We start from the raw sequence: 11991 nt of genomic DNA on the forward strand, positions 1-11991 counted from the left end.
CGCGGTCAGCCACGTCTTCCATGCTGCGGTGCAGCAATCGGTGGACCGGCTTAGGTAAAAACCCTGATTCCTCGGCACTGTCTGGAGCGGCGCGACAGATCCCGAGCAAGAGCTTTGGCGCGGCAGAACGCGCTCCTGAAAGCAATTGCGCCACGGTCAGCAACCAGTGGCGCATGTCTGTGGCTTCCCCCAAGTCGCCGGGCCGGCGGCCCATGGATCAGCTCATGGAATCCGGGCTATGCAGTTGCGACAGCTGGCACGTCAAGCCAGCTGCTTCCAGAGCTTCATCATCTCCTTGGTCACGCGGTGCGATTCCGCGTGCACGTACTGCGAGGTGGTGGTGAGGCTGGCATGGCCCAGCAGCGCACCCACCACGTCCAGCGGTACGCCGGCGGCCACCGTGGTGCTGGCGCTGGTGTGGCGCAGCCAGGGCGCCGAGGCCAAACGCAGCCGCTGCGTGTCCAGCCGATCCTTGCCCTCCAGGCGCTGGGCCACGCGCTCGAAGAGGCGCTGCAGGTCATCGTGAATGGTCTGTGGCCGCACGCCGTCGCCCTTGTAGGCGGGGCTGCCGTCCGGCAGCGCGGTCACGGCCTCGATGGCCCCTGCGGCGTCCACCACGTCCATGCGACCGGCGCTGGACAGCTTCAGGTACAGGTTGTCCACCTTGCCAATGAGGTACGTGCCCGGCGGCACGCGCTCCAGGTCGTCGGGCAGCCCGCGCGCGGCCAGATAGGCCTGCAGGGCGTGCACCAGGTCCTCGGGCAGCGGCACCTCGCGGTACTTGCTGCGCTTGCCCACCACGTGCAGCACCCAGTCGCCGTCGCCCTGCTGCGAGAGCAAGATCCACTCGAGGTGGTCGCGCCGCGCGGCGGCCAGCTCCGAGATGCGCAGGCCCGTCGACAGCAGGAAGCGCGCAGCACGAACGCGGTGCGCCGGTGGCGTCCGCCAGGCTCCAGCGCGGGCAACTCCTCCAGCGCTGCCTTCAGCGCCGAGGTGGGCAGCGTGCGCGCCAGCACCCGGTTGCACTTGGCCCGGTCGTGCTCCAGCTCGGTGGTGTCGGCGGCCGTGGTGGAGGCCGCCACGGGCCGGGTGGTGCCCTGGATGCGCACGCCCGCGAAGGGATTGACCGTGGTGTAGCCAGTGGACAGCCGCCACTCAAAGAGGCCGTACAGGAACACGAGTGGCTGTTTCTGGGACGGCAGCCTTGAGCGGCCCGGCGAACGGTCGCCACAGCGGCGCGAAGCGCGGCACGCCCTTGGAGCCGATCCACTGCGCCGCGGGCTGCGGGTCGGCGATGAAATCCCGATAAGCCAAGGCATCGTCCAGCGTGAGCGAGGACAGCGCCTTCTTGCACTGGAGCACGCACCACAGCAGCAGCCGCTCGGCCTCGCGCCGGTAGGACGCCTGGGTCAGCTCCGACGACTTGGTGGACAGCCAGGTGTAGATGGGGTCGTAGTCGTTGCGCGCGGCGATGGCGCAGCGCTCCAGCGGCGCGCGCAACGTCCCCCGTTCGCCGCTGAGGTCCGAGGGCACGTGCAGCCGCTCCAGCGGCACCACGCCCTGCTCCCGGCGTGTCGACGTCCCGGCCACCAGTGCGCTGCCCGCAGCCTCGGCGCCCGGGGCGGGCAAGGCAGGGGGCGCCAAGGCGGCGGCAATAGGATCCAGGTGAGCTTCGATAAAGCGGCGGATGCGCTGGCCCTTGCCTTCGCCGATGCCCGGGATGCCGGACCACCAGCGCCGCGGAACCGAGCGATGCGGTCCACCAGCTGCGCCACCGTGAACAGGTCTGCCCGGTGCAGCCGGTCGGCGATGGCCGGAGCGAACCAGGCGGCCCGGGGCGAGGACAGCGTCTGATCCTCGCCGACGATGCCCTCGAGCTCGGTGATGAGCTCCAACTGCCGGTCGACCAGCCGCGCACGGCGCCGGGCCGCACGGCGCGCGGCCTCCGCCCCTGGTGCCTGGCCGTGCTCGGCGTGGTAGAGCTCCAGCAGCTCCTGCTGCGAGTGGAAGTCGGCGTCGAAGCGCTTGGAGAACTCCTACAGCGAGGGCATGCCCTGTGGCTCCTGGATCAGCGCGGCCTGGCGCGCCAGCGTGGAGGCCCCCTTCAGGCCGGCGCGACGTGCCGCCGCAGCCAGCTCGTCGAGCGGGCGTTGCAGCCGCTGGCGCGCCACGCGCAGATTCGTGCTGTCCTCGCCATCGATGCCGGCCAGGTAGCGTTCAGAGAGCACACGCAGATCCAACCCTTGGACCCAGCCGCGGGCCAGCGCCAGATGGGCGCGCGTGGGTCGGTCGCGAAGCAGCGAAGAGGCGGAAGCGGCAGCGGACATCGAAAGGAGAGGACGCTCACAGCCCTGGCAAGTGCTTGTCGTGCTTCAGTTTACTGGCCTGTCAGCCCTGCACAGGGCAGTATGGCAAGTTTTATTCTGCTAAAGATTATGAACGCTTATCTGCGATATAGGTGATCTTGAGGTACCCCACGCAGTTCAGGGAAGTGACCGGAACTACGGGCTGTTACGCTCTGTCCCTTATGAGCGAGACGGCCACCGATCCGACATACCTCAACACCTCATATGCGGACAAACAGAGCGTGAAGGCTCTGGGCGCCCGCTGGGACCCGGATGTGCGCAGGTGGTACGTGCCTGGTGGATTGGATCTCGCGCCATTTGAAGCCTGGCTGCCGGCGCGGTCGCCGCAGCTCACCAAACCTGCGGCGCCGGTCACTGGAACCGCGGCGGCCGAGATGACGATGCCCAAGGGCATCGCACTGTCGCAGCTGATGAAGGGCGTGGCCTCTGCGGTGGCTCAGGCTTACCGGGCTGGCGTGTGGACGCGAGTCGAGGTCAGCCGCGCCGACGTGCGCAACGGTCATGTCTACCTGGAGCTCGCTGAGCGCGACGCGCAAGGCGCCGCCGTGGCGCAGGCCCGGGCAATGATCTGGGCGTCCACGGCGGCCACGATCCTGCCAGCCTTCGAGCGCGCCACCGGCGTGGTGCTGGCCGCCGGCATCAAGCTGCTCGTGCGTGCGAAGCCCACGGTGCACGAGGTCTACGGCCTGAGCTTGATCGTCGACGCCATCGACCCGGAGTACACGCTGGGCGACTTGGAGGCGCGCAAGCGCGAGATCCGCGAGCGGCTGCATCGCGAGGGCGTCTTCGACGCCAACCGGCGCTTGGCCGCGCCGTGGGGCTTCAACGCGGTGCTGGTGGTCGCCCCTGAGGGCGCGGCCGGCCTGGGCGACTTTCACGCCGACGCCCAGCGGCTGGAACGCTTCGGTGTCTGCCGCTTCGTCTACGTTCATAGCCGCTTCCAGGGCGACGGGGCCGCAGCGCAGATACGTGCTGCCCTGTTGCAAGCCCTGGACACCTGGGAACATGACGCGTGGCCGGACGCGGCCGTGATCATCCGCGGCGGCGGCGGCGTCAACGACCTGGCTTGGCTCAACGACTACGCGCTGGCGCGCTGCATCTGCGATTTACCCGTTCCTGTGCTCACCGGCATCGGCCACGAGCGTGACAGCACCGTGCTCGATGAAGTAGCGCACTGCAGCTTCGACACGCCTTCCAAAGTTATCGCCAGCATCGAGCAACTCGTGCTACAGCGCGCGCGGCAGGCGCAGGAGCACTTCGATCTCGTGGTGGGCGGTGTGCAGCAGCAGTTGCAGCAGGCCAAGCAGGGCGTCGAGCGCGTCGACACGGCGATCCGCAGTGGCACTCGGGAACAGCTGGCAATGGCCCGTCGGATGGTCGGCGAGGATTTCACTGCCGTGCAGTTTCAGTCATTGCAGGGCGTGCGGCTGGCCGCGCAGCAGTCGCAGGCCCTGGTGAGCCAAGTGCGGCACGGCGCGAGTGGACTATTGGGACTCGCACGGCAGGCGGCACAAAAGCGGTACCTCAACGTACTGGCGCAGAGCCAGCACGCGCTGCACGCCGGCCGGACCAAGTCCCAAGCCAATTGGCGCAGTGTGCTGGAGCGCGCTGCCATGCAGGCGGGCCGCCTGCGCAGTGATGTTCAACGCGCCATGAACGAGGTCGATACCGGCTCCCATCAGGCGCTGGCCAGCGCCAGGGAACGATCCCAGGCCTTAATGCGCGAGATCACCGGCCAGGGGCCGCAGAAAACGCTGGGACGGGGTTTCACCATCGTGCGCCGCCCCGACGGGAAAGTCGTTACTGGCGCCACCGCCGTCTCGCCGAACGAGAACATTGAGATCGAGTTCCATGACGGCACCGTGGCCGCCCGGACGCTGAAGAAGGAAGAACAATGAGTGCTGAAACCTTCCGCGAGAACTACGAAATCCTACAGCGCCACGCGCAGATGCTGCGTGAGCAGGACGAGCCCAACATCGATGACCTGCTGGCCATCGTCACAGAGTCGGTGCAGGCCTATAAGATGTGCCAAGCGCGCATCGACGCAGTGGAAAAGGCGCTGGCGCAGGCGTTGGAAGGTTCAGGCGTCGAAGCGGCGAATGCGCGGCCCAGTGCAGAAAACCAGACTGTTGCGCCGCTACCGAAAATCAATAGGCCGCCTGCATTCAGGCGACCTAACACCGCTGCTAAAGAGGCGGACGACGACATACCCTTCTAGGATGGGCCAACCTTTGTGCTAATAGGCTTACCTGATCAGTGAAGTTTCGCTCTCGGCATAAGCACCGGACACACTTATTTATTGTGTCACCCAGCTTCTCAAGTAGTCAGCCAACAACCTCAAACACAAGTCGCGCAGAATTCCGCATGAACATTAGCAATGCACGCAAATCGGTGAGCCCCGGCTCTCAGCTGACCACGCATATTGGCCCCAAAAAATTAATCGGTGAAATTAAATGGTTCGGTGGCATCAATGGCCAAACGGGCCGCAAAAACGATTATGGTTTTATCTCCACGCTAGAAGGGGATTTATACTTCCATCGCACCTTCTCGACATCACCTCTAGAATTATTGATCCCTGGAGCCAAAGTAGTTTTTCTACGCATCAAAGGGCGAGACGGCAGGCCAGCTGCCGCATCCGTCCGGGTTCTGACCGATATGAGTGATGGCGAACGAGTGGCCTTACTAAGGGAAATAGAAAATATTTCGCCAGAATATGTTATTGCCATCGTGCTGTCCAGAGACGTAATCCCACCTTGTGAGAATGAAGCGCTCCGCGCACTTTCCTCACTTTTGGCACTGAGACCCGCGCCAGATATCATTCAACAGTTCTGGGAAAAGTTTCCCCCAACCGACCCTAAATTTTTTCCGTTCGCACCCATGTCCGTGAAGGCCAAGGTCTTGTCGGAAATGAATGACGATCAACGTGTGGCGCTTCTCAAAAAATCGGAAAATTTCACGGCAGAAGATGTACTTGCCATCGTATTGTCCAGAGACCTAGTTCCGCCGTGTGAAAATGAAGCATTCAGTGCGATTTCCGTTCTTTCAGCATTAAACCCCGAGCCAAGCATCATTCAGAGCTTCTGGAAGAAATTCCCTCCAGTCGACCCCAAAAATTTATTTTTTTCAATTGCACCCACCTCCGTAAAAATCAAAGCCCTGTCCGGGCTACCTGACAACGAACGTATATCCCTAGTCAAGGGAGAAGGAAAATTATCAGCAGAAGACATGCTTGCTATTTTATTATCCAGGGACGTGCTTTCTCCCTGCGAAGAGGAGGCATTCCACGCAATTTCTGCTCTTTCGGCATTGAAATTTGCATCAAATGACATCCAGCGATTCTGGAGAAAATTTCCTCCAACCAGCCCTAAAGATGTATTTTTCCCGATCGCGCCTGACACCATAAAAACTGAGGTCTGCAGAAAGCATTACTCCATACTCCTGTTTAAGCTTAGCAAGCTTTTCTATTCCATCAGCGAAATCCAAACCTCCATTGAAGCCAAAGAAGTTTATTTGAGCTTGGACAAGCGAGACGAAGAAATTGCAAAATCCTGGGCCAAGAGCAAATACGATGGTGTTCTGGCAAAAATGCTCTCTGCTAGAGCCGCAGAGAAAGCTGTGCAAATGCTCTACCAAGGGATGGGATTGCAAGTAGAAGATATCTCAATAAAGCAGCTTGATGGGCAATCCGAAGACTGGTTGACTCATGATCTTCTAGTAGACGGTACTATAGCTGTAGACGTCAAGAATGCTCGGCGCCCTGTCAATGGCAAGAAGTTTTATGTCGAGCACACAGTTCCGCGATTTAAAACCGATAGAAACAATAGCGGTGTCAAAATCGCTGGAATACTTTCCCCGTATCTAAACTTAAGGTATATTAAGAATCCAAATGAAGTCAACTTCAATATAGACAAATTAATATTTCTCGGTGAAACGACTCGAGACAGCATTGAGCGACTAATAGTCAATTTCAACTCTCCCACTTTTGAAGTGATTCGCAATTACGAGCGTACGTTTCCACACTGGTTATTCGGGTATCCGCAAGCTTGGTACCAAAAATTTTCTACATCTATCAAGCAACTCACGGACGGATGTGAATGGCCTCGAGATATGGAATGGGAGTACCTGCTTGATGACTCGGAAAAGATGAAAATTATTCCTGCTCTTTGCGTTACCGGTAAGCCGCTGCCTTCAGTCGTATCGTCCCGGCTTTCGAGTTGGCAGATAGATTTTTATTCAAAGATACAACGCTTAGAGGATGCTCTGCCGAAATTGCCGGCCATTTTCCTCTCAATCCTAACAGATTTTTTGGACAGGCTGAAAGAAAACCAAGCCGACTTTTCGCCGAAGGATTACCTTCCTCTGCTGTATGCCGAGAATATAAACTCATCCATCCCTCACCCGCTCGGCGCAATAGATCCCCTAGGAATTGTTCAAGGACTTGTGAATACCCTCACAATACTCTGGGATGGCCGAGACAAAGCCAATCTAAAGAAGCTTTCCAATTTTCGTTTTATCGGAATGGGAATTTTGCAGGGAAGGGAGAAAGAATCTAGAAAATGGAAAACCATCATTGCATATTGCGGTGGGGCCATATATGAAACAGACGAGTCTGGAGCTGTAATTTTGACTCCCGATGGCGAGCCTTTATTAGAGAAAGGCAAGTGTGGCCACTCCCCCCTCATTATTGGAGACAACCGTACCTGCTTGGCGTGCGGGAAACTGGTCTGCAGTCAATGTGGCTTCTGCAGTCTTCCTTGTCAAGAAAAATTGTTCCGCGAGATGGCGGTTGCCAAAAGGTCAAAAAATAGACGCTTTCAAAGCGATCAAACTCCGATTCGCGAGCGAGAAGAAGCCAAGGAGCCTCCCTGGGAAGAAGTTCCGCTCGAGGTCTACGAGAGCTATTTCTGGAAAAGGTAGATTTGAAGTGTAGGACTTACGCAGTAAGCACTATCAACACCGCCGCGCTGCGCAACTTGGTTCGTAGTTCGTACTGACGCCACCGCCAAGCACGACGCCACGGATACCGGGCACGAAGATAAATCACGCTTATCCGAGGGCCAAGGCCGCCCTGCGGGTTACCACAACGCGCTGCAAGCCCCTGGTGGGCAAGATGGACGGTGTAGCTTGCGGGAAGCGGCTGCACTCCAAGCGTTCTCAAACAGGGCCTAGTGCAGTCGGCAAAACTCAACGGGACGCTCCCTGGGCCTACCTGCGCGACGTACTCGCGCGCATCCACAGTCGTCTGGCCATCTGCATTGGCGAGTTGCTGCCACATCGCTGTCGTCCGTCCTAACCGGCCCCTCCGGCTGGCCATCACTACCGCCTGCTACGTGCGGGGCAAGCATCGTTGCGGACTTCCCTGAACAGATCAACAAGGTGTCGCGGGATGTTCACTCTCCAACTGCATTAACGGCTGTCAAGTTTTTGGAACCATGCTGGAGTTAAGGGGCATCGGTCCGGATTCGTGCAACCCCCCATTACCGTGGGCAGTACCTCACCTCGAGTTTGAAATTCAAATTGAAATTTGAGCGACCATCGCAACTCCGGCAACTCAACAAAGACGTCATGTACCTGAAAGCAAAAAGAGCATTGATTGCTGCGAGCTTGCTGGCTACTACAGCATTTCCAGCGCTGGCAGTTTCCACGACGTTTAACTCCAGCGCAACTATAAGTAACTTGCACTACGAAGTTATAGATTTGCGGCCCGACGACGGGATTGACGCCTTTGCAAAAATTAGAAAAGGTACGTCGGGCTGGTCTGCTTCGCGCCTGGGCACCGATGACGGGGACTATCTTCGTAACCGCCAGCGTGCGTCCGGCCCGTTTGGGTCCGCGTCGAGCTTGGTGGTCCAGCCAGGGATGATGGGGTCCGGCGCCGTAGTGACGAACGACGGAATCACCAAGCTGACCACCGCAGGCATCGTTGGTAATACTTACGGCCCTTATAAGGGCTATAACACTTGGTCCGGGTTTGATATTGCCGTAGAACTCGCGCCGTACTCGGCCCTCAAATGGTCCGGCAGCTACGCGATTGATGCTTGGGACCGCGGCAGCGCTGGTGTTTTGTTCGGCAGCATCAGTTCGGGCTTCGATAACGATATTGTTGGAGAAATTAATATGTCCTTTGGCCAAAAATCTGGCGACTTCTCCTTTCTGATTCAAAACACGAGGGATTACACTCGGGTGGTGAATGGCGGCGTGCTGGCATGGACCAGCGGTGGCCTAAACCCTATTCCCGAGCCATCCACCTATGCCCTCATGGCTGCCGGGCTGGGTATGGTGGGCTTCGTGGCCCGTCGACGCAAGGCGTCCTGATAGTCGTGTACTAGTCAACAGACCGCGGGCCGGTGCGGAGCTGCCCCTTGAATAATGGGTGACCACCTTCTGTCAGGCTTGCGCGGCAATTCAAGCCACCGGTTCCCGCACAATCGGTGCCGGTGGTGCGATGGTTGCGCTGACCTTGACAGCCAGTGGTAACTCCATGCCGTCCGTCACCAGATGCAGTTTGGTGCCCCAGCCGCCGCGGCTACGCCCCATGGCGTGATCCTCGGGCTCGTGCTGCAGTGGTTTTTTTCTCCGCCCCAGCGGCTACTTGGTGCGCGCGGACGTTGGAGCCGTCCACGTACGACAAAGACCAGTCGACGCTGCCGGCAGCGTCCAACCGCGTCTGAAGTGCTTGCAGCATGCGGTCCCAAATGCCAGTGTGAGCCCAGCGCTGCGACCGTGAGTAGACCATCTGCCACAGACCATACCGTGCAGGCAGGTCGCGCCAAGAGATGCCGGTGTTGACCCGAAACAGCATGCCGTTGAGAACCGTGCGGTGGTCGCGGTAGTAGCGCTCGGGTGTCTGCAACTGCGGCAGCAGCGGCTCCAGCAGCGCCCACTCTTTGTCAGAGAGCTCATGCCATCGGCGTGCCATGACAACCCCCGCCTCGAAACCCGAAGGCGGAAATCGCAAGAGCGGCATGCCTATCAAACTCAACCTAGGCCACAAAGAGTCTTATAGGCCGGTTTCAAAAGGGTGTTCCTACAATCTTTCACTAGCGACTGCGACTCATTCTAGTTCCAATCTAAAAGTTATAGCAAAAATTACGTTTGGCATTGCTTTCATCTGATCCTAAAATGTGGCCGTATTGCATTATTTGATCTCCTTTGAGCAAGGATGTGAAATGCAAGTATTCCGGAAAACACAGGCACGGCGGGCAGCGTGGATCATAGCTTCTGCACTCATACCGACTTCGCAGGCAGCGTTGCTACAGAACGTGGCCGGCCAGAATTACAACTACGATAAAAAAACCCAACTGGCTTGGCTAGATATTACAGAAACTACTTACTTGTCCTTCGATGACATTATCGGAGGTCATGGCGGCTTTATAGAAGAAGGATGGCGTTTTGCAACAGAGCCGGAGGTTACAGCGCTATTGAAAGACAACCTTCAGTCGTTCAAAACTAGTCGATACAATGATCCGCATATTTATAAAGGCGCTTATTATGCGCCTTCACAAAGGGATTCAAATGGAGAGCTGCGTCGTTTGGTACGAGTGCTGGGTGGCCCTATTCCACAGCCGGATGCCGATCCAGGAACGTGGTTTGCAACCTATAATAGAGACGCCGTAGAAGCTGGCCCTGGGCTAAAAAACATTGTGTATTTTGATCTTCATCGCGGCATCGGCTCTGTTGCGCCGTATTACGCGAGCACCATCAACTTTGGTTACACAGATCAGTCCAATTTCCTTGTCCGGCAAATGGCCCCAGGTTCTGTACCACCGATTCCAGAGCCAGCCACCGCTGCACTATGGCTAGCCGGCCTGGGTTTGTTGTTGACAGTCAAAAAATACAAATCCTGAAGCGCTAGGCGCTGTTTGAAAAAGTGGGGACGGGTGCATGGCGGAGCGTTGGTTTAGACCCCATGTAGAACCCTTCAATGCAGGAAGAACTTCCCCAAGCCAACAGCGCCCAGCAGAGAACCAATCATCACGAGTGCAGCGCACACCTCAATATTGGCAATATACACTGCAGTTACCAGCTTAATAATAATTTATGGAGGCTTTTTGCCTTTTGATAGCAAAAGTGCGCAGAACCTTCAGCGCTAACGTCTCTGGGAAGTACATGGTTTAAGTCTAGCACCCTCATAAGTTGTTGATTTTCTTAGGCAAACATGGCGACATTTCATCTACGATCTGACCGTCCTGTACCAGCGGCCCCGCTTTCTATTGAGCCGGCAGTAATGTTCTTGAAATCCTGACGCGTCAGGATGATGCTGTGATGAAGGCAACGGACATGAGATCACTGTCGCGCGAGGCGCGACACGAGAGGCGCGCGCAGGTGATCCGGCTGCGTGAGGCTGAGCACACCTACGACGAGATCGCAGCGCTCACGGGCCTGAGCCGCACGGGTGTGTTCGATATTTGCAAGCGCCACGCGGCCAAGGGTGTGCAGGGACTGCACGACGCCGAGGGAGGCCGCAAGGTCGGAGAGCACCGTCGGCTCGACGCGAGCCAGGAGCACGAAGTGCAGCGCCTGATCGCCGACAAGACGCCGGACCAGTTGAAGATGGTCTACGCGCTGTGGACGCGCCAAGCGGTGGCACAGCTCATCGAGCAGCGCTTTGGCATCCGGCTGCCCGTGCGCACGATGGGGCTGTACCTCTCGCGCTGGGGCTTCACGCCTCAGAAGCCCATGAAGAAGGCCTACGACCAGTCGCCCGCGGCCGTGCGCAAGTGGCTCGAAGAGGACTACCCCGTCATTGCCACGCGCGCCAAGGCCGAAGGTGCCGAGCTTCACTGGGGCGACGAGAGCGGACTGCGCAGTGATGACGTGCGTGGCCGCGGCTTTGCTCCGAAGGGGCAAACGCCGGTGGTACGCGTCAACAACAAGCGCCATGGCCTGTCGGTCATCTCCACCGTCACCAACCGCGGCCAGATGCGCTGGAAGATCTTCGATGGCGCGCTCAACGCCACCATCTTCATCGACTTCCTGCGCCGGCTCATCAAGGGCGCGCCCAAGAAGATCTTCCTTATCCTGGACAACCTGCGTGTCCACCACGCCAAGCCCGTCAAGGCGTGGTTGAGCAAGCATCACGAGGCCATCGAGGTATTCTACCTGCCAAGCTACAGCCCCGAGCTCAATCCCGACGAGATGGCCAATGCGGACCTGAAGCAGGCGGTCACGAAGCTCGCGCCAGCGCGCACGAAGCTGCAACTGGTCAAGGCCACCGCGCAACACCTACGCAGCGTGCAGCGCCAGCCCGACCGCATCCGCAGCTACTTCGAGCATGAGCCGGTTCGCTATGCCGCCTGATTCAAGTTCATTGATGCCGGATCAATAGCAAGCGTTGTCGCTATCCAAGTGCATCATGACGGGATTTCAGACGCTGTTCGAGTACATGTCGGTGTAGTAGCGGCTTTCCATTGACCTGCTTGGCGTAAAACGGCCGCTCCTGGTATAGAAAGGTTCTCCTTTTGAACTCGTTGTTTATTAAACACCAGATTCAAAATTTAAAGAAGAGAAATCCATTGTTGACATAAGAGCCGGATGTGCCCGCACACACACATCGACTTAACATATTTTTCGTTCTACACCGGTGGCCAGTTCACAGCATGACATCGGGAATTGGCTGTTCATT

General features: G+C 58.2%; 11 protein-coding genes and 1 pseudogene. 8 read left to right on the top strand and 4 right to left on the bottom strand.

The window, feature by feature from the left end; translation table 11 throughout:
* Nucleotides 1–261: 261 nt before the first annotated feature.
* Nucleotides 262–906, bottom strand: a complete 645-nt coding sequence (locus tag H537_RS51705; RefSeq protein WP_238446885.1) for a tyrosine-type recombinase/integrase — start codon at nt 904–906, stop codon at nt 262–264.
* Between H537_RS51705 and H537_RS55985 the strand changes: the two genes are divergently transcribed.
* Nucleotides 853–1137 carry a hypothetical protein gene (locus H537_RS55985; RefSeq protein WP_029001055.1) on the top strand — a complete coding sequence of 95 codons (285 nt, stop codon included), beginning with the start codon at nt 853–855 and terminating at the stop codon, nt 1135–1137. The genes H537_RS51705 and H537_RS55985 overlap by 54 nt on opposite strands.
* Before the next feature lie 18 nt (nt 1138–1155).
* Here H537_RS55985 and H537_RS0131465 read toward each other — a convergent pair whose 3' ends face one another.
* Nucleotides 1156–1629, bottom strand: a complete 474-nt coding sequence (locus tag H537_RS0131465; protein ID WP_029001056.1) for a hypothetical protein — start codon at nt 1627–1629, stop codon at nt 1156–1158.
* Nucleotides 1630–2036: 407 nt separating this feature from the next.
* Nucleotides 2037–2228, bottom strand: coding sequence for a hypothetical protein (locus tag H537_RS0131470; RefSeq protein WP_156902057.1), 192 nt, complete (start codon nt 2226–2228; stop codon nt 2037–2039).
* Between the two features lie 299 nt (nt 2229–2527).
* Between H537_RS0131470 and xseA the strand changes: the two genes are divergently transcribed.
* The 5 genes and pseudogenes from xseA to H537_RS55170 all read left to right on the top strand — a co-directional run bounded on the left by xseA (nt 2528) and on the right by H537_RS55170 (nt 8681).
* On the top strand, nt 2528–4264 hold the full coding sequence (xseA, locus tag H537_RS0131475; RefSeq protein WP_029001058.1) for an exodeoxyribonuclease VII large subunit: 1737 nt from the start codon (nt 2528–2530) through the stop codon (nt 4262–4264).
* A complete protein-coding gene (gene xseB, locus H537_RS55990; protein ID WP_029001059.1) occupies nt 4261–4584 on the top strand; it encodes an exodeoxyribonuclease VII small subunit in 324 nt (107 codons plus the stop codon). Before xseA ends, xseB begins: the two co-directional genes overlap by 4 nt.
* Before the next feature lie 146 nt (nt 4585–4730).
* Nucleotides 4731–7283: a hypothetical protein gene (locus H537_RS53650; protein ID WP_156902058.1), complete on the top strand. Its 2553-nt coding sequence runs from the start codon at nt 4731–4733 to the stop codon at nt 7281–7283.
* A 248-nt stretch (nt 7284–7531) separates the two neighbouring features.
* Nucleotides 7532–7659, top strand: a pseudogene (locus H537_RS56920) (transposase domain-containing protein); the annotation flags it as partial.
* 272 nt (nt 7660–7931) lie between these two features.
* Nucleotides 7932–8681: a PEP-CTERM sorting domain-containing protein gene (locus tag H537_RS55170; protein WP_211235116.1), complete on the top strand. Its 750-nt coding sequence runs from the start codon at nt 7932–7934 to the stop codon at nt 8679–8681.
* A gap of 211 nt (nt 8682–8892) precedes the next feature.
* Here H537_RS55170 and H537_RS0131485 read toward each other — a convergent pair whose 3' ends face one another.
* Complete coding sequence (locus tag H537_RS0131485) at nt 8893–9333, bottom strand: IS5 family transposase (protein WP_084151090.1); 441 nt, start codon at nt 9331–9333, stop codon at nt 8893–8895.
* A gap of 202 nt (nt 9334–9535) precedes the next feature.
* On the opposite strand from H537_RS0131485, the gene H537_RS53655 reads away from it, so the two are divergent.
* Together H537_RS53655 and H537_RS0131495 are read left to right on the top strand one after the other, a co-directional pair.
* A complete protein-coding gene (locus tag H537_RS53655; protein ID WP_156902059.1) occupies nt 9536–10213 on the top strand; it encodes a PEP-CTERM sorting domain-containing protein in 678 nt (225 codons plus the stop codon).
* Nucleotides 10214–10631: 418 nt separating this feature from the next.
* The gene (locus H537_RS0131495; protein WP_029001061.1) at nt 10632–11666 is read left to right on the top strand and encodes an IS630 family transposase; all 1035 of its coding nucleotides are present in this window, start codon (nt 10632–10634) and stop codon (nt 11664–11666) included.
* Nucleotides 11667–11991: the final 325 nt, after the last annotated feature.

It is taken from the genome of Azohydromonas australica DSM 1124, from assembly GCF_000430725.1.
Taxonomy (GTDB): domain Bacteria; phylum Pseudomonadota; class Gammaproteobacteria; order Burkholderiales; family Burkholderiaceae_C; genus Azohydromonas; species Azohydromonas australica.

Bases quoted from the DNA above. Each gene is read 5' to 3' on its own strand.
- H537_RS55170 (WP_211235116.1), top strand. From the start codon at position 7,932: ATGTACCTGAAAGCAAAAAGAGCATTGATTGCTGCGAGCTTGCTGGCT.
- xseA (WP_029001058.1), top strand. From the start codon at position 2,528: ATGAGCGAGACGGCCACCGATCCGACATACCTCAACACCTCATATGCG.
- xseB (WP_029001059.1), top strand. From the start codon at position 4,261: ATGAGTGCTGAAACCTTCCGCGAGAACTACGAAATCCTACAGCGCCAC.
- H537_RS0131495 (WP_029001061.1), top strand. From the start codon at position 10,632: ATGAAGGCAACGGACATGAGATCACTGTCGCGCGAGGCGCGACACGAG.
- H537_RS53655 (WP_156902059.1), top strand. From the start codon at position 9,536: ATGCAAGTATTCCGGAAAACACAGGCACGGCGGGCAGCGTGGATCATA.
- H537_RS53650 (WP_156902058.1), top strand. From the start codon at position 4,731: ATGAACATTAGCAATGCACGCAAATCGGTGAGCCCCGGCTCTCAGCTG.
- H537_RS0131485 (WP_084151090.1), bottom strand. From the start codon at position 9,333: ATGCCGCTCTTGCGATTTCCGCCTTCGGGTTTCGAGGCGGGGGTTGTC.